This window comes from Bacillus sp. CFBP9009 (genome assembly GCF_036541465.1).
Taxonomy (GTDB): Bacteria; Bacillota; Bacilli; order Bacillales; family DSM-1321; genus Peribacillus.
The window spans coordinates 558,018-579,313 of record NZ_JAZHFU010000002.1; the positions used below are offsets into that span (position 1 = coordinate 558,018).

The 21,296-nt window shown below is 38.1% G+C and carries 17 protein-coding genes and 1 pseudogene; 4 read left to right on the forward strand and 14 right to left on the reverse strand.

The genetic code is table 11. The features are described from left to right. Positions 1–125 precede the first annotated feature (125 nt). The 6 genes from V3595_RS07810 to V3595_RS07835 all read right to left on the reverse strand — a co-directional run bounded on the left by V3595_RS07810 (position 126) and on the right by V3595_RS07835 (position 7,192). Positions 126–1,427 carry an MFS transporter gene (locus tag V3595_RS07810; RefSeq protein ID WP_485906356.1) on the reverse strand — a complete coding sequence of 434 codons (1,302 nt, stop codon included), beginning with the start codon at positions 1,425–1,427 and terminating at the stop codon, positions 126–128. Between the two features lie 92 nt (positions 1,428–1,519). Next, complete coding sequence (locus tag V3595_RS07815) at positions 1,520–2,575, reverse strand: TauD/TfdA family dioxygenase (RefSeq protein WP_485906357.1); 1,056 nt, start codon at positions 2,573–2,575, stop codon at positions 1,520–1,522. A gap of 33 nt (positions 2,576–2,608) precedes the next feature. Further along, the gene (locus tag V3595_RS07820) at positions 2,609–4,129 is read right to left on the reverse strand and encodes a long-chain-fatty-acid--CoA ligase (RefSeq protein WP_485906359.1); all 1,521 of its coding nucleotides are present in this window, start codon (positions 4,127–4,129) and stop codon (positions 2,609–2,611) included. 479 nt (positions 4,130–4,608) lie between these two features. Further along, positions 4,609–4,911 carry a hypothetical protein gene (locus V3595_RS07825; RefSeq protein ID WP_485906361.1) on the reverse strand — a complete coding sequence of 101 codons (303 nt, stop codon included), beginning with the start codon at positions 4,909–4,911 and terminating at the stop codon, positions 4,609–4,611. Positions 4,912–5,049: 138 nt separating this feature from the next. Then, a complete protein-coding gene (locus V3595_RS07830) occupies positions 5,050–6,300 on the reverse strand; it encodes an ABC transporter permease (RefSeq protein WP_485906363.1) in 1,251 nt (416 codons plus the stop codon). Beyond that, entirely contained in the window at positions 6,293–7,192 is a 900-nt protein-coding gene (locus V3595_RS07835; protein ID WP_230176469.1) for an ABC transporter ATP-binding protein, read from the reverse strand. Before V3595_RS07835 ends, V3595_RS07830 begins: the two co-directional genes overlap by 8 nt. A gap of 398 nt (positions 7,193–7,590) precedes the next feature. Between V3595_RS07835 and V3595_RS07840 the strand changes: the two genes are divergently transcribed. Next, positions 7,591–8,349, forward strand: a complete 759-nt coding sequence (locus V3595_RS07840) for a GTP cyclohydrolase II (protein ID WP_485906365.1) — start codon at positions 7,591–7,593, stop codon at positions 8,347–8,349. Between the two features lie 555 nt (positions 8,350–8,904). On the opposite strand, the gene V3595_RS07845 is transcribed toward V3595_RS07840, so the two are convergent. The 5 genes and pseudogenes from V3595_RS07845 to V3595_RS07865 form a co-directional block, all read right to left on the reverse strand. Next, positions 8,905–9,132: a hypothetical protein gene (locus tag V3595_RS07845; RefSeq protein WP_485906367.1), complete on the reverse strand. Its 228-nt coding sequence runs from the start codon at positions 9,130–9,132 to the stop codon at positions 8,905–8,907. A 247-nt stretch (positions 9,133–9,379) separates the two neighbouring features. After that, positions 9,380–9,777: pseudogene (locus tag V3595_RS07850) on the reverse strand (DUF1259 domain-containing protein). Positions 9,778–11,020: 1,243 nt separating this feature from the next. Beyond that, positions 11,021–12,034, reverse strand: a complete 1,014-nt coding sequence (locus tag V3595_RS07855) for a bifunctional metallophosphatase/5'-nucleotidase (RefSeq protein ID WP_485906369.1) — start codon at positions 12,032–12,034, stop codon at positions 11,021–11,023. 48 nt (positions 12,035–12,082) lie between these two features. After that, positions 12,083–12,310, reverse strand: a complete 228-nt coding sequence (gene tatA, locus V3595_RS07860) for a twin-arginine translocase TatA/TatE family subunit (protein WP_485906371.1) — start codon at positions 12,308–12,310, stop codon at positions 12,083–12,085. A 60-nt stretch (positions 12,311–12,370) separates the two neighbouring features. Beyond that, on the reverse strand, positions 12,371–13,813 hold the full coding sequence (locus V3595_RS07865; RefSeq protein ID WP_485906373.1) for an alkaline phosphatase PhoX: 1,443 nt from the start codon (positions 13,811–13,813) through the stop codon (positions 12,371–12,373). Between the two features lie 589 nt (positions 13,814–14,402). On the opposite strand from V3595_RS07865, the gene yyaC reads away from it, so the two are divergent. Further along, the gene (yyaC, locus tag V3595_RS07870) at positions 14,403–14,957 is read left to right on the forward strand and encodes a spore protease YyaC (protein WP_485906375.1); all 555 of its coding nucleotides are present in this window, start codon (positions 14,403–14,405) and stop codon (positions 14,955–14,957) included. A 94-nt stretch (positions 14,958–15,051) separates the two neighbouring features. Here yyaC and V3595_RS07875 read toward each other — a convergent pair whose 3' ends face one another. After that, a complete protein-coding gene (locus V3595_RS07875) occupies positions 15,052–16,362 on the reverse strand; it encodes a CitMHS family transporter (protein WP_485906788.1) in 1,311 nt (436 codons plus the stop codon). Between the two features lie 250 nt (positions 16,363–16,612). Continuing rightward, positions 16,613–17,476: a LysR family transcriptional regulator gene (locus V3595_RS07880; protein WP_034313052.1), complete on the reverse strand. Its 864-nt coding sequence runs from the start codon at positions 17,474–17,476 to the stop codon at positions 16,613–16,615. 148 nt (positions 17,477–17,624) lie between these two features. Between V3595_RS07880 and V3595_RS07885 the strand changes: the two genes are divergently transcribed. Both V3595_RS07885 and V3595_RS07890 read left to right on the forward strand, forming a co-directional pair. Further along, positions 17,625–18,752, forward strand: coding sequence for a PrpF domain-containing protein (locus V3595_RS07885; RefSeq protein ID WP_485906377.1), 1,128 nt, complete (start codon positions 17,625–17,627; stop codon positions 18,750–18,752). Positions 18,753–18,801: 49 nt separating this feature from the next. After that, positions 18,802–18,948, forward strand: a complete 147-nt coding sequence (locus tag V3595_RS07890) for a hypothetical protein (RefSeq protein ID WP_485906379.1) — start codon at positions 18,802–18,804, stop codon at positions 18,946–18,948. Positions 18,949–19,605: 657 nt separating this feature from the next. On the opposite strand, the gene tcuA is transcribed toward V3595_RS07890, so the two are convergent. After that, on the reverse strand, positions 19,606–21,117 hold the full coding sequence (gene tcuA, locus V3595_RS07895) for an FAD-dependent tricarballylate dehydrogenase TcuA (RefSeq protein WP_485906381.1): 1,512 nt from the start codon (positions 21,115–21,117) through the stop codon (positions 19,606–19,608). Positions 21,118–21,296: the final 179 nt, after the last annotated feature.

Consider the following 21,296-nt stretch of genomic DNA (forward strand, 5'->3'; position numbering starts at 1 on the left):
GACCGAATATTTTGAATTCAATATTTATGGTACACTTATTTATTATTCATTAAATGAAATTATCATTTGTAACTTATAATTAAGTTAGATCAATATAATCTTACTAAGAATCTTTCAATCTACATTTATATCTCTTTAATACCCACTTGCTCATCTTTTTCAATTATTGTGTGGCTTTCCTTTGCGGGACGTACACCGATCCAAAACAATAATCCGATAATGAGCATCCCTAAAGAAGAGGCTTGAAATGCGTATCCGTATCCGATAGCTTCAGTCGCTGCATTTTGAATAAGATAGCCAAATACGAGTGGAGCAATAATACTTGTAGTACTCGCAAGTGCAATGAACGTCCCTTGTGCCTTTCCAATATTCTGGGGAGAAAAAAACTCCATCAATATTGCGGGTGCGAGTGAAAGAATGACATACGCAAAACCCGGAGCAAGGGTGAAGAACAATATGGACATCGCCGTGGAATTCGCGGCATTTGCTAGGTATAAGCATAAAGCGGATAACATCATCGTTATACCGGCAAGATTTATTCGTGCTTTACGAATATCTCCGGTTTTACGATAGAGCCGATCTGATAGAATGGCAAATCCTAATTGGAAAAAGGCTGCAAAAAGAAAAGGTAAAGACACGGCTAATTTTAATGTTTGACCATTAAAATGTTGAATTTTGGTGAAATAGGCCGGAAGCCATACCGCTTGTACGGACAATAACCAATAGGCACACCCCCCGCACAGAACCATCAGAATAAAATTTTTAGATATCAGATGCGGAAGAAACTGACTCCAAGAAACTTTAGAGAGGCTGGATGATTGCTGCTCCTTATGCTGTATCGACGGACAGCCGATTTCTTGAGGACTTTCTTTACCGAAAATCATCCATAAAACCAGCACAATCAGTCCCAGAATACCCATCGCTATAAATGCAGATCTCCATCCATAATGATCAATCAAGGAGATTAATAATGGTGAAGCGATCGCAGATCCTCCGGTCGTTCCTAATAGAACCGCACCAAAGCCGATGCCGTGCCTATGTTTCGGGAACCATTTTCCCATGATTGCCGTGGATAGAGCGGGGGCAGGACCTTCACCAGCTCCCAAAATCATTCTGGTTAACAAAAGCATAGACAAACTGCTAACGAAAGGGGTAACAAATTGAACTATCAACCAAATCAAGGACATCCAAGTTAACATTTTTTTCGTGTTTTTTGAATCTGCCATGCCGCCAAGAATAATAGATGAGAAGGTAAAGAACCAAAAGAAAGAACTTCCTACGGCTCCCCATTGCGTTGGACTTAAATGTAACTCTTTCATTAAAGGAACTGAAACCAAGCCAATAATTATTTTATCCACTTGGTTGATCATCCCGCTAAGTACAAGAAATAATAAGATAATCCAAGAATATTTTGGAGTGCTTGTCATGTAAATCCCCCACGTTTTACTATATAAGGAACACCTTTTTCTGAGTTCTTAAAAGGTGTTCCCACTCGTTCTTACTAAACGTTTTATAAAAATCACTTCAGGGTTTCTACTATACCGCCAGATGTTGTTTTACGTTGCGGTACGCCGCCGCGACCTGGTTTACCCGTATTCTCATCAATAAACATTGCGAATTCAGGGGAAATTTCCCGACCATTTGGCATTGTGAGCCACAATCTTAAAAGATGACGTTTGCGTTCCGGCTCCTCATAGTCTTCGTATTGAGTACGTGAGTGCAGAATCGTATAATTATTGACGAACTGCATATCACCCGGCTCCAACATCATGTTATAATGCAAATTCTCATCATGAAGGAGGGAATCCAGTAAGTCTAAGGCCTCAATTTCCACTTTCGACAATTGGATGCCAGTTTTTGCTTGTGCTGATTCGATAAATAAACGGACATATCTACAGCTCAGTTTACCATCATAATAATTAAAGATTGATGATTTAAATACTGGAGGTTCTCCCGGAGCTTCCTCTCCACGGCGATCAAAGAAAAATGGACGACAGAGAACTCCTAGATATTCCGGGTTCTTCTCTAAAATTTCATTGTAAACAGTCATCGAACTTATGATACTGCTGTGCCCTCCAGATCTCCCTTTTCGCAGGCTTAATAATCCAACAACATCAGATCCATCAGCATGAAATGGAAGATGCAGTTTCGTTTGGTAACCACGTACATTAGAATTTTCTAAGCTAAAACCTTGATCTTTGACGTGCCCTAAGAGGTCACCATTTGCGTTTTGCGATACCGGAATGCCCATGTGAAGTCCGAGACCCCAGTAAATGATGCTTACGTCTTCATCTGTATACCTTTCAATAGGTAATCCACGAATTAATAGGAACCCTCTCCCATTCTCCAGCTCTTCAACAAAGTAAACGATTTCTTCATATAATTCAGGAATCGGAAAATCCTCTTTGCTAAAATCAGGTGCTTTTAAACCCTTTTGTTTAACATGGACTAAAGCGTTCTCAAGAGAGGCAATCGTTTTTTCAGACAAATAATAAACCCATGAATCATCTTTAGCCAGATCAGTGCCTTTCCACGCTACTTGCCCTTTTACTTTTTCCTTTAAAATGGTTGACATAATTAATCCCCCTTTAATAAGTTGGTTCTTTTCTTACTTCACTTCAGTCAATTCTCTTAACTCTCTGCGCAAAATCTTCCCTGTTGAATTCTTAGGCAGTTCTTTAAAAAATTCTACTCGTTTAGGAAGTTTGTACTTCACCAGCCTATCCTGACAGAATTGAATAATGTCATTCATGGTGATATGCTCATCATTAACTACGACAAAAGCTTTAACACTTTCACCGTATTCCTCATCTGGAACTCCGATTACGGCAGCCTCTACTACAGCAGGATGTTGATACAAGACTTCCTCCACTTCACGAGGATATACATTGTAGCCTCCAACAATAATAATGTCTTTCTTGCGGTCAACAATGTAGATGTATCCTTCTTCATCCATTGTTGCGAGATCACCAGTGTAAAACCACCCGTCATTAAAAGCAGCTGAAGTAGTTTCCGGCATCCCCAAATATCCCTTCATTACATTTGGCCCTTGAACAACTAATTCTCCGACTTCTCCTCTCGGCAATTCTTTTCCGAACTCACCTACAACTTTGCTTTGGACAGCTGGAATATTCAAGCCGATAGAACCTGGCTTGCGAGTTCCTTTTAATGGATTAATAGCGACGAGAGGAGCAGTTTCCGAAAGCCCATATCCTTCCAAGATAGAAACATTAAACTTGTTTTCAAATTTATGCAGCAGCTCTGCCGAAATCGAGGCACCTCCAGAGATACACATGCGAATAGATTGGCAATCCTCCGCAACCGCTTCAGGCAATTGATAGATAAAACTGTACATCGTAGGTACTCCAGCAAACACGGTTGCCTTTTTTTCTCGAATGATGCTGACCACGTCATGAGGGCTGAATTTAGGCTGGATAAGGACTGTTGCCCCACAAGCAATTGGCGCATTCAGACAAACTGTCATACAGAATACATGGAACATTGGCAGAACAGCTACTACACGATCTTTATCACCGAATTCTAATAATTTTGAAATGGAGTCCGCATTTGAAACCAAGTTCCGATGCGTTAACATTGCACCCTTTGGTTTCCCGGTTGTTCCTGATGTGTATAGAATGACTGCAAGATCTTCATCATCAATGTAAGGGCTTCCATAAGCATTAATGCTTGTGCTTGTTTCCATGAGATGCTCCCATGTCGATTCCTGATCCTCGGCTTCGGTATAAACGACAAGCTTCAGATTTTCCAATTGCTTTTTTACTTCAGATAACTTCGGTTCTACAGATACATGAGTAATGACCGCTTTGGCTTGACAATTGTCTAATAAGTAGTTGATTTCCCCTTGGGTATAAAAAGGATTGATCGGAACAACAAATGCACCAAGCCGTAAAATACCGTAGTACGCAATGAGAAATTCAGGGCTATTTCCTAAAATAAGAGCCACTCCATCTCCCTTCCTGATTCCTTGTACATACAGACCAGCAGCCAGTTGATCCACCTTCTGATTTAGTTCTTGATAAGTAACACTTTTATCTCCATAGATATAAGCGATACTTTCTGGGAAATTACTTGCGCTTCTTTTTAGATTTTCGTTTAAGTTATAACTCATTAAATGAATTCCACCCCTTTTCTCACATAGAAGGCTTTGATTTGCCAACTATTTTGAATATTTAAACTATTATTACATTTTAAGTATACTCATAAATTATAATTAAATAAAATTAAATATTTTAATTTATATATAAGTATTAATAATATTAAAAAGGAACTTCAGGATAACAGATGGGCTACTTCGATGATCTCTCCATCTACTTCTAAATAAAAAGACACTGCCCCAGTAAAGTGAACTTTGCCCCTTTTTCGGACAGTATAATAAGGCGCCTATGCGGCTAATAGGTGGTCCCGGTATTGTACCGGGGCCATTTTCTTTAGTCCCCATCGATAACGAGACTCATTTCTCATAACACCTATTGAAACAAAAAAAAAACCGGATAAGGGACTTTTTTATGTGTGTCCGTTATTCGGGGTATAGGTCATGTATCCTCAGTCTTTTAATTTTCATTTAATTAAGATTCCTAAATGTGATTATCACAGTTCTTTTGAAATATTATTATTCCTTTTCTTTTTCACTAAAAGAATGATGGCAACGATAAAAGCAACGGCGCTATATAACCAGGTATACATAAAGGCAAGGCCTAATCCGATATTTGCATCCATATAATCGTTTTTCACATGATCTATGGCTAAATATAGAAGCGGTGCAGCTCCAATGATGAACAGGATGACCCAGAGAACATTTCTTTTCGGATTCTTGGTTGATAAAATAATAATGATGAAGGATAGCAAGAGAAACGCTTCTGAAGCTATCGTCAACGTTACCAGATTGCTCATAATAATTCACTCCTAATCGTGGTTGCATAAATGGAATATATTTATGTTCCCTTATATCTATGCTACTTTTCGTTCCTATATTATTATCTTAAAAAAACCTGAATACCTCCAACGGGAATGAAGGATCCAGGTTTCATGTTAATTTTTCTTGGATAATTGCAAGGCATTCTTGATGCTTTTCAGTGATTTTGAGCTTCCATACATCAAGACACCACCCCGATAGATTTTTGCTCCGATTATTCCAAGTAAAACAATCGTTAAGATCAAGACTGCAATACTGATGGCGATTTCCCAGAATGGAACTTCAAGCATCCCTACACGCAAGAACATGATCATAGGCGTGAAAAATGGAATGAATGATGTGATCGTAATATAACTGGCTGACGGATTCCCCAGTCCAAACATCGCAATCATGAAGGCGATGACAACCAACATGGTCATCGGTGAAATCATTTGCTGGACATCTTCAATTTTGCTGACAACGGACCCCAGACATGCCGCAAGAGTTGCGTACAGAAAATACCCAAGCAAAGCGAAGATGATTGCATAAATGATCGTTGAGATATCGGTACTGCCGAAACCGAAAAATGAAAAGAATCCTTCGTCCATACCCGTCAAGTTTTGTTTAATCGAGAAATAGCCCACCCCAAAAAATAAAATCATTTGAGTAAGACTAAGTAAAGCAACACCCATTATTTTGGCAAACATCTGTGTGACTGGCGGGACACTTGAAATCAGGATTTCCATGACTCGTGATGTTTTCTCAGTAGCTACTTCCATTGCAATCATCGTTGCATACATCAACACACCGAAGTAAATCACGAATAGGAGAACATACACGAGACCTCGTGCTTGATTGAGATCCTCTTCCGTCTTTGCATTTTTCTGAAGCGCAATCGTATCAAATGCTGGCGGCGTATTCAATTGAGCGATTTGCTGCTCTGTCAAATTCAATTCCTTCGCGGTTATTTGACCCTTCAATTGGGTTAGCGCTAAAAGCAAATCATTACTTACCGCAGAATCTGAAATTTGATTCGCTTTATACGTTCCCTTGAAGCCGAGAGTTTCATCCTTTTCGATTAACAAATACCCAACGATTTCTTCCGCGCTGACCATTTCCTCCGCTTCCTTTTCATCCTGGGCGGATATTATCGATAGGTCATCGTTCACACCTGCTACCGCTTTTTTATAAGGATCAAATAAGCTGCCTTCAGTCTGATCGATAACGGCAACCTTTTCCTGTTCATCACTGTCGAATTTATCAATAAGATTCGAAAGATTAGAAAGAACGAGAATCAGTGCCATCATAATGATTGTAGAAATGATAAAGGATTTCGTCTTTAATTTTGATAGATATGTATGGGAAAGGACAATCCAAAATTTATTCATAGACGGCACCTACTTTTTCAATGAAAATATCCGTCAGCGATGGTTCTTCCAATTCGAATTTCCGGACGAAACCTCTTGGAACAAGATCACGTAGCATGTTCTCAGCCACATCTTCACCAGTTACTTGAAGAATTTTCCCTTCCATCGTGTTCTTGACTTTTGTTACACCTGAATAATTATCCAAGAAAGATAGATCAAAATCTGCTTTAATTGAGACATTCTTTTTACCAAAAGAACGCTTGATTTCTTTTAATTTTCCAGCCACAACAGGGGAACCTTTATGCATGATGCAAAGATGCTCGCACATCTCCTCGACATGCTCCATGCGATGGCTCGAGAAAACGATCGTCGTGCCGCTGTCCTTTAAGTCAATGACAGCTTTCTTCAGGATTTCCACATTCACTGGATCCAGTCCGCTGAAGGGTTCGTCAAGGATAAGTAATTCAGGTTTATGAATCATCGAGGCGATCAGCTGGATTTTTTGCTGATTTCCCTTTGAAAGCTCTTCAACTCGCTTATCGATATACTCGGGTACCATAAAGCGGTCCAGCCAATACTCCAATTCTTTCAAAGCATCCCGTTTATTCATCCCTCTTAATCTAGCCAAATACACAATTTGATCGCGTACCTTCAGTTTTGGATATAGTCCGCGTTCCTCAGGAAGATAGCCAATCATTGAACTGGTCGTATAATCGATTTTCTTACCATCCCAGACAACTTCCCCTTCAGTGGGGTCTAGCAGGCCGAGTATCATCCGAAACGTAGTCGTTTTCCCTGCTCCGTTCCCGCCTAAAAAACCGAACATTTCCTTCTCGGGAATAGTTAAATCAAGCTGGTTTACAGCTGTGAATTCCCCGAATTTTTTCGTAACTTCTTTGATTTGTAAAGCCAATGCACAACCTCCTAAAATATGATTCTTACTATATGTTAACGGAAATGTTTTCCAATTTCAACTATCACCAAGTACCGAATAACTCCTTTTCACCTTCGATTATATGCATGTTCCAGAAAAAAATTTCACTATCTAGCCCCTTGAATAAAACAATGGGTACAAACTGCAGTTCTGCGTCATTGAGGTTGTTGTATGAGTTTTTGTCCAAGTTTTACAGTATATGGATAGGGTTTTTCACACTAAAAAAAGGGATTTTTGCTCTTGTCTTTCGCTGTTGTTAAATTTAGGAAACTTTTCTTCTATTTATAAAAAGATTCACAAAAGAGTGGATTGGGTACAATTATGAAATGAACTAGTAAACGTTATCGTAGTATTAGAAGTTTCGGGAGGAAGTTTATATGATTAATGAAAAAGTGGCTTTGATATTAGAAGATAAAATTAACGTTATTAAAAGTGATGAAACATCCATTTATTTAGTCGGCCCAATCAAATTACCCGTTAACTTAGAGGGCGAAACAATTATATTCCAGTGGTATTGCTGGTTACGATGTGAGAATATGGCGGGGCATTTTTGTGGTGACGGTACTTATAATATAGAAAAGATCATTGAAACTTTAGCCTCTTCCAACTTAGCGGAAATGCAGCAATCAAGTGTGTTACTGTATGGAGATTTTCAAAGCTCCTCCGATGCCCTTATCCGGATGCATAGTATTTGTCATACTGGTGATATATTTGGCAGCAAACGCTGTGATTGTGGCTTTCAATTAAAGCAGGCTATGAAAATGATTGCGACTCATGGATCTGGTGCTTTATTTTATTTAGCGAATCACGAAGGAAGAGGCATCGGATTATTTAGTAAAGCCATGGCTTATGTTCTGCAAGAAAAAGGCTTGGATACGGTGGAAGCGAATTTGGAGCTTGGATTTGTAGATGATGCACGTAACTATGATGACGCCATTCGAGTGTTAAAAAACCTGCGCTCTAATCCAGTGACTCTTATCACCAACAATCCGAGAAAATTAGAAGCCCTTCAAAACTCAGGTGCAAATGTAGCAGGCAGAGTTCCGTTGTGGGGAGATATTTCCGAGTTTAATGAAAAATATTTAGAAACTAAAGTGGTACGTTCCGGTCATTTAAAAGATATTAAAAATGAATGAATGATTTGTTTCATATGAAATTGGTTATACCCCTGAATAGGTTTATACGAATCCGAATTGTTGGAATAACCAGGGGAACCACAAGGATTGTTGAATGTATTATCCTGTAAATATCCTTTAAAAAATCATTTGTCATGGAAATCAAATGTGTAAAGATTATTTGATAAAAAGTAAGAAAAGATTTTCGATTCGACCAAACTAGTTGTTGAAGAAGAAATTTATTCCATAAAGACATATCCAATACAGAGTTCCTCACAATGTCATTCAATTCAATCGCAGATTTTTGGATGAATTAAAAAAAGAGGGAATATCCCCCCTCTTTCTATATCATATTATATGTTGTTATATACCCTATGTCCAAATAGCTACAAGTTTGATGACCTTACCTTCCTTATTTGCTTATGCTGCTCAGGAATGGGAATCATCCCTATAACAATTGTGGTGGTCCTGCCAAATCGCAGTGATTCCTTGTCATTATTTCTTTATTAAAAATTGAAGAGGAGCTTGAGTTAAATTAATAAAGAAATCCTTAATATTTTTCCTAACTCTTCTCTGTTAATCTTGGACTTTTCCATTAATGACAACACGCTTCCCATTTGTAGGTTGCTTTATCATCCTTCCATCCTTGATGTATACAGTGTAAGTATTATTGACTTTAGCATCTATTCTTGCTAGGTCTCCCATTCCTGCTATGATATTTTTGACAGCTTCCCTCTTCAGATTATTCATAACTTGCTTTTTCCATTGTTCCCGTTTGTTTTTTTGTTTATTTTCATCAACCATCAGGATCCCATCCTTCTTGTTTGATTTATGCCTTCTCCGATATTAGTGTATTATTTTTTTATCATCTTGTTACACATATGCTTTTCCTTATTGTGTTCTTTTTTTAGGCTTTGTTAAACTCTAATGTTGATCTTAAACAAAAAAAGAGACCCCTTATTAGGTCTCCATTAGTGCATCTTAATGAACTAACGCACCTGTTGCAATAGACATAATCTTATATCAGCTCTCCTGATTAAATTTTTTCAACTTAACCTTTTAAGACTTTGAATGCTTCTCGAACTTTTCGAGCAAATTCCAGTGGTGGTTCGATTGATTCAAAATGCATATACATGGCTCTAGGATTTTCAAACAACCAGTGATTATGAACTGCTGTTACAATAAGATCCCTCTCTCTTAATTCTGTTAACAATGGATTTACCTCGGCTTGAAGTAGTACAGTTTCACCTAAATTTAGTGCATTTCCTTTACTATCTAAATTCTCAAAGGTGAAAAATTGAGGGTTTACTAAGGAGTTCTCCTTCCAAGTATTTTAAATGGAATGTCTCTAAATCTTTGAACTAGACATACTCCATTCATAAAACTTGCATCACCATCAAGAATCCTTGCAAATTCACTACATAAATCCCTTTTCGAGTCCCTACCCATAATATTTCACTCCCTATAATAAAACCATTTCTTTTTTAGTAACATGGTTTTATTGTATGCGGGTGAATTATTTAAGATTGGGCAAAATCAAACCCCATAAATTTTGTTTATCGCGACCTTTGAATTCAATATTAATGAAGCTACCTGCCCTGATAGTTCAACAAGAAAATCAACAACATTCTTTAACAGAGCCTTTTTTTATAACATAAAATGGCTCACCCTAGTGATAACAAGAAAAGAACAAACATAAAAACAGGATGCAACGGAACGTTGCACCCTGCCTGAAAAAGGGGTTTGCTTCATTTCGAATCAGCATAAATTCTCTGCGATAAACACCTCATCTACTTTAGAGTAAATACTGGTATCTGACTAGAGTTTACCATCCAAAGCAACCATCCCCTATATCTTAAAAGTATTATCTACTTTCAAAGCATAAATGACAATTATTGAATGAGTTTTCCGCTTTTACGTGCAAGAAAACCATCTCCTTGCTCGAATCGATTTTTTAATGAAGCTACCTGTAGTTAAGTTAAACGTCTTTAACTAACACCTCATTTACTATATGATGTGAATCATACGTAATCAGTAGCCCCTTCTTCTTTATTTATAATGACCATCAGCGGTTAAAAAATAACTGGTTGTTTATGGATATCGAGAATTGTTTAAAATCAACTTATAGCTATATAATGAAACTTGGTAATGAACTCATTAGTACCCTATCAAACGATTTTCAGCAAATAAAAAAGGCTGCACTTTCTACACAAATCGAAAAGGAATAAATTATTTTTTACCGCTTTTATTTAGGAACTTATATAGATGAATAAAAGCCTATTGATTCTTTAGTTAAAGAATATTTTTATTGGTTCCATTATTTTCGGAATGGGATGGGATGGAGCTTCTTTATTATTGTCTTTTTTATCAGTTACTGAAGGTTATTTTCATGGTAATTTAAGTGAAATTCTTCGCAATCTCAATGGCATAACAAATGCTTTCTTCCCTATCGATCCTTTTTAGCACATTAATTAGTGGAATTAAGCTAAACTAAACAGATAAACTCTACACTAAGCTCAACTCTCGTCAGTGGAAATGGCGGGAAATGAGCAAAAATAAAAAGGCAACCAGTCAGTTAGTTTTCACCGACTTTCTGGACAGCCCCTTGCAGTCTTTACTTTATCATTAATATAGAAAGGACAAAGCGAATAACCTCGCTTTGTCCTTACCTCATAGCATTATGAAGACTTGATTATTGCGCTTTCAAATCTGCACGATAATCGTCTATAATCGCTTGTATCTCCGGATCTGCCGGAACATTTGTGACGTCGTAGAGGAATCCATTGGATTCGACCAAAGTCATTTTGGCGTCAACGACTTCAAAAGTCAAATTCAGGCGGCCCAAATAATGTTCTTGTTCTCCGCCAGCTTGAGTAATTGGCACCATCACCTCTCCGTTGAATTCGTATTCGGGAGTTTCGATGACCTTGTGTGTATCTGCCCCGATTACCGCTGAAACTCCGGGAACCTGAGCCAGCTTATGGTCTTCAGGATTTCCGGCATGCGAAAGGACAATGTTAACGTCTGACTTTTCACTCACTTCAGGAAGCAACGTATTCAACGCTTGAACCGGTTCGATGAAATCGAGGTCTGCAACATCATCCCAACCGCGAATTTCCGGCTTCATCGATGTAAGGCCGATCATGCCGACTTTAACGCCATTGAAAGCAAAACTCTTCCAAGGTTTTACATTCTGAATGTACTTTCCTGTTTCCCTGTCAATTACATTACCAGTAAGGATGGGGAAATTCACGTTGCGGTGGTAATCCTTTAACTGTTCATAACGGCTGTCCGGTGTGCCCTCCCCGACAGGGTAAACGCGGAAGTCGTTGTTTCCTAGAGCCATCGCATCATAGTCCAAAGCTTTCAAAAGGGACGTCTCCAACTCTCCTTGACCCGCCTGAAACTCGCCGCGCAGGAAGACATCCCCGCCATCGACGAGAAGCACATTCTCCTCTTCATTGCGCACATTTTCAATGATGGTGGCATACTTCGCAATAGAATTGTGATGAAGGGTTCCATCATCCAGCGTGACGATGTCATCCAGATGACCATGAAAGTCATTCGTCTGGAGAATGGTGAGTTTAAACTTCTCTCCCTCCTTGAGCTTTTCCTCCGCATCTGCCGTAACGGGCTTTGCGACAAAAGCGACAGCCATCGCCAGCGAAAAGCAGCCCGTCAAAAATATCTTTCCCATTTTTTTCATACTATTTCCTCCAAGCAAATTACTCTATTAAATTGTAAAACAAGTTATTTAGTTTCCAGTCTTTTCGGATTTCTCAAGACCTACTAGTTTATTTTTCTCTTCAGAGTTAGTTTTTTCTTCTTTTTCATTGCTGATCAAGTCATTTGTTGCTTTCTTAAATTCTTTTAAAGTGTTTCCAAAAGCACTTCCAATTTCCGGTAATTTTGAAGGACCAAAAATGATTAACGCAATGACTAGAATGAGAATTAGGCCAGGGATGCCGATACTAGATAACAAACGCCTCACCTCCTATACCATGATGGTTTGATAGTACTCAAAAAATGCGTTCATTACTTATTAAATTGGCATACCATGACGCTCTAAAGCTGCTGCTTCTAATATAGACATGCCTTGTTCTTCTGCGAATGCAGTAAGTTTATCCGAAACAACAGGAGCAAGACTTGCTGGCGGTAGAGCCTGGTTCATAGCTCGTCTACGGGTAGAATTTCTGCGTGCAAATGGTCCCCAAATCGCGAAGGTGATACCTGGTGTTTGCATATTTACAAAGAAAGTATTTCCATCTGGAGAAAATGTAGGGCCAGCAAATTCAGAACCGTTCATCATATTTTCAGCGAAAGTATAAATATTTCCTTCAGGAGTTAATCCGACAATACGATCATTACCGCCACCATCTTCGGCGATCCAAAGATCTCCCCAAGGAGTGATTGTAATGTTATCCGGTGCTTCTAAATCATTTTTATCAGTAGACTCATAGAATAGTTCTAAGGTGTTTGTCGCTGGCGTGTAGCGATAAACACGGCCAAGGCGTGCTGAACCTGCACTTGTATCATCAAACCATAAAGTACCTTCAGAAAAATAAGCCCCTTCTAAGCGGCTAAACTGAATACAGCCTTTATCCTTAGCATCTTGCTGTGCGATTTCAGGATTTAATTTTTTCCAAACAATCCCGAATTTTTGTCTAGTACTAAATTGACTTGCAGCTGCAGCCGGCAATTCATCAATCGCTGCCGCTTCAAGGATACCGCCCTTTTGCAGAGAACCTAGCTTTTGACTTCGGTCATGTGGTGTAAAACGGTACAAGAAGCTTGGACTTGCGTCTTCGGTTAAATACCAAATTCCTGTTGAAGGGTCAACATGCCCAGCTTCATGGGAGAAATAACCCATATCACGGATCGGTGTTCTTGACATTTCGTTTTCAGGATCAAGCGGATTTACTTCAAATACAAAGCCATGTCCCATATCACGAGTTTCTTCCATTGTTAACCAAGTGCCCCAAGTCGTAGCTCCACCCGCACAGTTACGGATTGTACCTGAACTTGATACATACTGATCAATGACCTTGTTATTTTGTCCAACGATTAATGTGGTTGTGCCGCCGGCAGCACCAGCACTCCAAGGTTTTTTTCCGTTTACAGGGTAATCCGAATTTGTCCCATTTTCATGGTTTCTTACAAGAATGGTTGTACCCTTCTCTCCTTTATAGGCAGCCATTCCATCGTGGGCAGAAGGGACAAGGTCACCATTAGGCATGATATCACCAGTTCGTGAAAGCATTTTGTAATGAAATCCCCTTGGCAGATCAAGAACTCCATTTGGATCTTTTACTAATGGGCCATAGCCGCCAAATCCACTTGTTGGATTGCTGGATTCCGCTGCAAATCCTTTTGTAGCTCCCGCAAGAGAAAATACCCCAGTTGAACCAAGTGTTAATGCTAAAGTACTCATTCCGCCAACTTTTAAGAAATTACGTCTGTTTAAACCGCTATTGCCAGATTTCATCAACATTACCTCCAAAAAATCTTTTTGAGGGATGCTATATTCCTTATAGCAAACTCTACCCTTTAAATTAACAGACCATTTTAAATACTCTGTTAAATCCATGTTATTTTATTCCTTCACATGAAAGATAAACCAAAAGTCACGGTTTATACGAAAACAAAGGAGGTTATAACGGCATTTATAACATGTAAAGGGCGGAAATTGATGGTATTAGTCAAAAATGGAGAAAAAACTAAGGATTTTGTCATAAAAAGACCGATGCAGAATATTAAAGCTTATTAATCGTTTGTAAATATAAGTGATACACTATGACAAACTAGTTAACCCGATTAATTCTACCCAAATCTATTAAAATTTTTGAAGAGGTATCGAGTAAAAACATGCTATATCATTGATCTGGAAATATTCTAGTTGTAACCCCACTCCCACATACTCCCCAAATAAATTAAAGGGCATGTTTTGGATTACTGCCATTTTTTAGAGTGTTAAATGCTAATAATTTAAAAATCTCCATCAGTCACAAGCATATGCTCATATTTACATGCATGATATCTTTTTAATTCGTATAATAGAATGAAGGGAAATCAAAATGAGTCTAATTTACAAAAAGAGGGAGCAGATTTGTTCTGTGGAACCAAAAGGCGAAGAAATAAACAGTTTAGCATTAAAAGTCAAAGAGATTATTCAATCTTCAGGATGTCAAAACGAAGATGTAATCTTTCTGTGTATTGGTTCAGACCGATCAGTCGGGGATTCATTGGGCCCTTTAGTCGGGACCATGCTTAAAGAGCATACGGTGCCTTATCGTGTTTATGGTACCTTGGAAAACCCCGTTCATGCATTTAATTTAAAAGAGACATTGAAAGAAATTAAAAAACAATTCAAAAAGCCTCTTATTTTTAGTGTGGATGCATGTTTAGGGGATCAAAACCAGGTCGGTTATGTTTTTTTGAAGGATGGACCTCTTGTCCCAGGGAAAGCTTTAAAAAAAGTATTACCTGAAGTGGGAGACTATCATATTATAGGAATGGTAAATTATATAGATCCGCTGCCAACGATGCAATTTTTAAATGATACTCGTCTATACACGGTTATGAACCTGGCGAATAAAATCGTAAAAATCATTACTTCTGGAATTAAATAAAAGAATGGGCTGTGCCAAAACCACTAATAATAATTGGGTTTTGGCACAGCCCTACTTTGTTTAAATTCGAAGATTTTATTAGATAACATTATTCTTAAATAATAGCCCCTGTCAAGATAGCAGCAATAATAAGGACTAATGAACAAATTAGAGCCCATTTAAATGCATACCGCTGTAGTTCCCCGATATCTGTCTTTACCATCCCTACCAGTAAAAGAGTCGAGGCCACGAGTGGACTTAAGAAATGTACAGGCTGCCCCAGTACGGAAGCTCTGGCAATCTCTAAAGGACTCACCCCATAAGCTTCTCCTGCTTCGGCAAGAATTGGCAAAACACCAAAGTAGTAAGCATCATTTGATAAAACGAACGTAAATGGCATACTTGTGAACGCAACGACCATCGGTAAAAAAGAGCCTAAAGAATCCGGAATGATTGCCACTAATGAATTAGCAATGGCGTCTACCATTTTCGTTCCGGAAAAGATCCCTGTGAAAATACCAGCCGCAAATACTAATGTGACAACGGTTATAGCGTTTCCTGCATGTGACCCGATTCGCTCTTTTTGCTGTTCTAAATTAGGGTAATTAATGATCGAAGCAAGAACAAACCCGATTAGAAACAACACCGGTACCGGTACTAAGCCCATTACAAGAACGACCATGACTGTGAGCGTCAACAAAAGATTGACCCATATTAATTTAGGGCGCTTTAAATCGTCTTGTATGGCGGAAGCTACCGCTGCTTCAGCAAGAGCCCCTTTCATTTCAGGTGCAGCTTTGATATAAACAACGCCAAGCCTTTTGCGCTCTTTTTTACCAAGTACATAAGCGGTAAAAAGAATAGCTGCTATTCCTGAGAATAGTGTTGGGATAATCGGGACAAAGAATTCATTTGCATCCAAACCTAAAGATGCTATTGCTCTAGTTGCAGGTCCTCCCCAAGGAGTCATACCACTCATAATACTGACTGCCAGCATAGAAATAGTGGCAAGAATAAGTGGATTCATACCAAGTCGTAAGTAAAGAGGCAGCATAGCGGAAATCGTAATCATATGAGTCGTGGTACCATCACCATCTAAGGCAACTGTCATTGCGATTACTGCTGTTCCTATCGCTATTTTAACCGGATCCCCTTTTACGATTTTCAACATAGTTTTAATAAGTGGATCAAATAATCCAGCGTCAATCAGAACTCCGAAAAACAAAATAGCGAACAATAGCAAAGCGGCTGAAGGTGCGACAACCTTTATTCCATCGAGCATCATATCTCCGAGCTCTGGACCAAATCCGCCAATTAATGCAAAGATAATTGGTATGACTACAAGAGAATTAACAGGTGATAACCGTTTAGACATGATTAAATAAGTAAAGACAACGACCATTGAAATTCCAAGTAAAGTTAGAATATTAATCCCTCCTATTAAAGAAACCGCTTACAAATTGGATAAAAAGTTTGAATAATTAAAAAATATTACACATTATTTTCTGATTCCCTGTTGCTTTATTTTCTATTTTTAGAATAGTTCATATCATTAAATAAGTGAAATACATATTTTTTGTACTTTTCCGAAAAAAAAACTTATAATCCATTTTATATTAAATTAAGAAATCCAAAAAGCACAATGAAATTGTCAATAATTTCATTGTGCTTTTTCGTTAAAGATTGGAATTTTTATTCAAAAAATCAATAAAGTTTTTCACAGTAGAGAGTTTTAATGAATCCTGGTTATACATTAACCATGTATTTCTTAACACCGGCTTCCCATTTTTGTAGGATAACCCGTATGTATGCAAATTATCTGAAGGCTGCAGGCATATTTCCGGCAGAATAGAAACACCAAGATCATTTTTGACCATCTCTTTGCACGTCTCCTGCCGATCTGTTTCCATAGTTACAAATGGTGGCTCTGGGAATCTATCATGCCACCAGCCATTTATTAAGTTTTTTAAAGAACTGTCGGTCTTATAATTTATGAATGGAAGTTCTGGCAAATTATCCAAGTCTACCTCTTTCTTAGAAATTAAACAAAGTCTTTCTTTATGCAGTAAAGATTTGATTCCATACCATTCATAATTTCCACGCAGAATGCCTAATTGAACACTAGAGGAATCCAGAAGATGCATGATTTCAGTACTCCAGCCTGTATTCACATTAAATTGTACATGAGGATATTGTGTTGAAAACTTTTTCAATATTTCTGGTAGTTTATATTGGGCAAAGTTGCTGGAAACGCCAAGCCTTAACGTTCCTCTTACCTCATTTTTCATATTCAGCATATAATCTTTCGTTTTTTGCAACTTTTTCACCATTTCTTCCGCATAGCCCGCTAAATGTATCCCTTCTGAAGTGAACTCAATTCCTCCTTTTATTTTGAAAAATAAGTTCGTGCTAAATTCTTTTTCTAAATTTTTAAGCCGGTACGTTAACGCCGGCTGCGATATATATAAACGCTCTGCGGCACGGCTAATGTTTTTTTCTTCATATAGTACCCTTATCGCAATCCAATCTTTTTCGTCCACTTAACCATCTCCCACTTTTTAGATTATAAGTTTTTTTATCATTTTTATTAAAAAAATATGTATTTTACTTATAAATAAACTTATCATACTATATTTTCAAAGGAACCGGTAGTGCTTTAAATATTGATTGAGAAAAGGTGGTTATACAATGAAAGTGCCAGTAGTTGTAATGCGCGGCGGGACAAGTAAAGGTGTGTTCCTTAACTTTGAACATATGCCTTCGAATCCCTCACACTGGGAAGGTTTCTTACTTGACGTGATGGGCAGTCCTGATCGGAGACAGATTGATGGTCTTGGAGGAGCGAATTCATTGACAAGTAAAGCAGCGATTATTAAAAAATCAGATTCACCAGAATTCGATGTGGAATATACATTTGCTCAGATTAGCATCGATAATCAAATGGTTGATTTTAAAGGAAATTGTGGGAATATTTCATCTGCTGTAGGACCTTACGCAATTGAGCAAGGATTAGTCCCTGCAATAGAACCTGTTACAACGGTGAAAATTTTTAACGTGAATACACAAAAATTGATTATTGCAGAAGTAGAGGTTGAAAATGGACAAGTGAAATCAGAAGGATGCTGCTCAATTCCTGGGGTGCCTGGTAAAGGATCACCTATCTATCTTTCTTTTACTCGTGCAGAAGGAGCAGTTACAGGAAAACTTTTCCCTACAGGAAATCCGATTGACATGATTAAAACCAAGGATCGACTAATTCAAGTTTCAATTATTGATGTTGCCAATCCACTCGTTTTTGTAAAGGCACAGGATATTGGTCTAAGCGGGAGCGAGTTGCCTACTGATTATTCACAGGAAAAATTAAATGAACTGGAAGAAATTCGGTCAATTGCAGCTGAAATGTGTAAATTTTCCGATAAGAAATCAGCTACTGTCAAATCTCCTGCTGTACCTAAAATGACCCTAATTGCTCCTCCTATGGATTACGTCGATTTAAACGGATCGGAAAGAAAAGCGTCAGAGATGGATTTGATGATCCGAATGATGTCGATGCAAAAGCCCCATCAAGCGCTTGCTATTACAGGAGCCATCTGTGCAACAGCAGGTGCTTACTTACAGGAAACGGTTTTATCTGAGATGGTGAACATTAAGCACGAAATTTTTCGATTAGCCCACCCGGCCGGGATAATGGAAACAAAGGTTGATTTCTTGGCAGGACACATACGCGCTATTAAAGTGGTACGCACAGCAAGAATCATTTTGGAGGGATACGTGTACACGAAAAAAAATTATGAGCTTTCCTATCAATTAGCTTAATTTGAATTCATTTCAGCACAAAAAATTATTTATTAATTGGAGGATTCAAATGTGGGTCATCACAGTCTTTTTAAAAGAAAATATTAAAATATTTGAATTTGACACAGAAAAAGAAGCGAAAGAAATATTCAAAAATATTAAAGGCAATAAAATTCTTTCTGAAATTGTTTACTTCAATGATCCTTGCTTTGTATAAGTGAGTATTCAATAGAGCCCAGACTTTAATGTATTTAACCTAAACAATGCCTTCAATTCAATAATAATCTAGGAATGAGAATAGGAAAGATTTCCTAGGAAAGCTAAAACTCTTATACAAATTAGTGTATAGATACTTAATCCAGATTTTCATAGTAACTAGAGTAAATATACAAAGAAAGCTAATTGCTATCTATCATCCTTATTTAGGGGAAAATATCAATAAACCAATCTCCTACCCTTTTTCACATCTTTAACTTAGGATAAACAGCAATATAAATAAAATCATACAAAGTATTGATAACTGGTAACTCTTCATAGGTCAGACTTTATGCACGATAATGCCAATCTCCATCCATTCTAGCTGGTGCAAACTCATAAGCTAGTAATGAAGAATCCTATTGTCTGGCCATCAGGACGCTTAAAGCTATACAATCACTCCATCAGAAAAAACTGCAATAGATAAACTGTTACTAAGTTTGACCTTTTATATACCAAAATGATATGAATTTTAGTCAAAGCATAAAGACTTTTTATTTTAAAATACCAAACAGCCAAGGACTTTTTTTAAGCCTTGGCTATTTTTCATTCTTCTACTTCACGTATCTCTATTATTTTTGGACACATTCTTATCTAATAAACCATTCAAGGAAAAGACTCAGTGATTATTGATCGTTTCAACCTTTTCTTGAGTATAGCGTGCTGCGGATGAACCAGCTAATTTTCCAAAGACTGCTCCAGACATTAACCCCGATCCACCAGGATAGTTTTCATAAAAAATCCCACCAATCATTTCACCAGCCGCAAAGAGACCTTTTATCGGTTGTTCTTCTTTGTCTAATACATGACCCGTTGCATCTACATGCAAACCACCGAACGAGAAGGTGATTCCGCACGTTACAGGGAAAGCATAGAATGGACCTTGCTCAATTCGAAGTGCCCAATTGGATTTAGGAGGGGTCAGTCCTTTCGTTCCTTTGCCATCTTTCTCTGCGGGTCTATACTCGCCATCTTGTACGGCACTGTTATACTCTTCGATCGTTTTAAGAAATTGTGTTTGATTGACCGGCAGTAAACTAGCCAACTCTCCAAGCGTATCTGCTTTATAAATAGTCGCTTCTTCAAGGGCATATTCTTTACGCAGCATCGGGCGTACCTGTGCATCATAAATTTGATATGCCACATGTCCAGGCTGTTTTAATACCTCACGGCCGTATTTGGCATAGGTGTAATTTCGCAAATCTGCTCCTTCATCAACAAATCGTTTCCCTTCATTATTAAGCATGACGCTGTACGGATAAGAATGCTTTTTAAAAATATCTCCCGGCTTCGTGAAATCCCCTACTTTTGGCGCATTATAATCTGTCCCAATCGAATGACATCCAGACCACTGCCCAAATTTTTGAGCCCCGACTGCCAAAGCCATGGAAATGCCGTCTCCTGTGTTGAACTCGGTTCCACGAACAATAGCTGCTTCCCATTCTTCACCAATATTTTCACTTCTCATTTTCTTATTGGCTTCAAAGCCGCCACAAGCCAAAATCACACCGGATGTCTGAACAGTTACCATTGTATGATCCTTCTCAACAACAACACCGGTTATTGTGTTATGCTCTGATACAAGCGCCACAGCACGTGAATCGTACCAAACGTCGATGCCAATTTCTTCTGTCCGCGCAAAGAGCTGTCTCATTAAGCCAACGCCTTTATCCTCCGTTTTGATAGGCAGTCCTCCCCAGAAATTGCGCTTGCCAGCTTGTACGAAAGATTGATTTTCATAATTCAATTCAAATTTTATTCCCTGATCACGCATCCACGCAATTGTTTCATACGATCTAGAAACCAGCTGTTTTGCTAACTCAGGATTACTTTGTCCACCTGTTACTCGCATTAGATCATTGTAATAATCGGATTCCATGTATTCAGGCATTACAATTAACTCGGATTCTTCATCTGTTAATTCAGGTATTATATTTCTGATTGCGTCTAAATTATTGTATGCAACACGAATGGCTCCATCCGTGAAGAAAGAGTTCCCTCCACGCTTTTCCACTGGTCCCCGTTCTAATACAAGAACTCTAGCACCTCCCTCTTTTGCTGAGATTGCGGCACATAAAGCTGCGTTTCCTGCCCCTACTACAACTACATCATAATTTTGTGTATTTGACATTTTTACCCCTCCTGTTAAGTAGTGATAACTCTTCATGTAAATAATAAGTGAAAATAATGAATAAAAATAATATTGTTTTTTTATTCATTGCCATAGAAAAATTTTATGAAAGAATGCTCGAAACGCAAAACTATAGTGAGTCTATTGATTTACATAAAAAGATAGATTTCTTTTTTCAT

Bases quoted from the DNA above. Each gene is read 5' to 3' on its own strand.
- V3595_RS07890 (WP_485906379.1), top strand. From the start codon at position 18,802: ATGTGGGTCATCACAGTCTTTTTAAAAGAAAATATTAAAATATTTGAA.
- V3595_RS07815 (WP_485906357.1), bottom strand. From the start codon at position 2,575: ATGTCAACCATTTTAAAGGAAAAAGTAAAAGGGCAAGTAGCGTGGAAA.
- V3595_RS07825 (WP_485906361.1), bottom strand. From the start codon at position 4,911: ATGAGCAATCTGGTAACGTTGACGATAGCTTCAGAAGCGTTTCTCTTG.
- tcuA (WP_485906381.1), bottom strand. From the start codon at position 21,117: ATGTCAAATACACAAAATTATGATGTAGTTGTAGTAGGGGCAGGAAAC.
- V3595_RS07830 (WP_485906363.1), bottom strand. From the start codon at position 6,300: ATGAATAAATTTTGGATTGTCCTTTCCCATACATATCTATCAAAATTA.
- yyaC (WP_485906375.1), top strand. From the start codon at position 14,403: ATGAGTCTAATTTACAAAAAGAGGGAGCAGATTTGTTCTGTGGAACCA.
- V3595_RS07810 (WP_485906356.1), bottom strand. From the start codon at position 1,427: ATGACAAGCACTCCAAAATATTCTTGGATTATCTTATTATTTCTTGTA.
- V3595_RS07885 (WP_485906377.1), top strand. From the start codon at position 17,625: ATGAAAGTGCCAGTAGTTGTAATGCGCGGCGGGACAAGTAAAGGTGTG.
- V3595_RS07855 (WP_485906369.1), bottom strand. From the start codon at position 12,034: ATGAAAAAAATGGGAAAGATATTTTTGACGGGCTGCTTTTCGCTGGCG.
- V3595_RS07840 (WP_485906365.1), top strand. From the start codon at position 7,591: ATGATTAATGAAAAAGTGGCTTTGATATTAGAAGATAAAATTAACGTT.
- V3595_RS07845 (WP_485906367.1), bottom strand. From the start codon at position 9,132: ATGGTTGATGAAAATAAACAAAAAAACAAACGGGAACAATGGAAAAAG.
- V3595_RS07865 (WP_485906373.1), bottom strand. From the start codon at position 13,813: ATGAAATCTGGCAATAGCGGTTTAAACAGACGTAATTTCTTAAAAGTT.
- V3595_RS07820 (WP_485906359.1), bottom strand. From the start codon at position 4,129: ATGAGTTATAACTTAAACGAAAATCTAAAAAGAAGCGCAAGTAATTTC.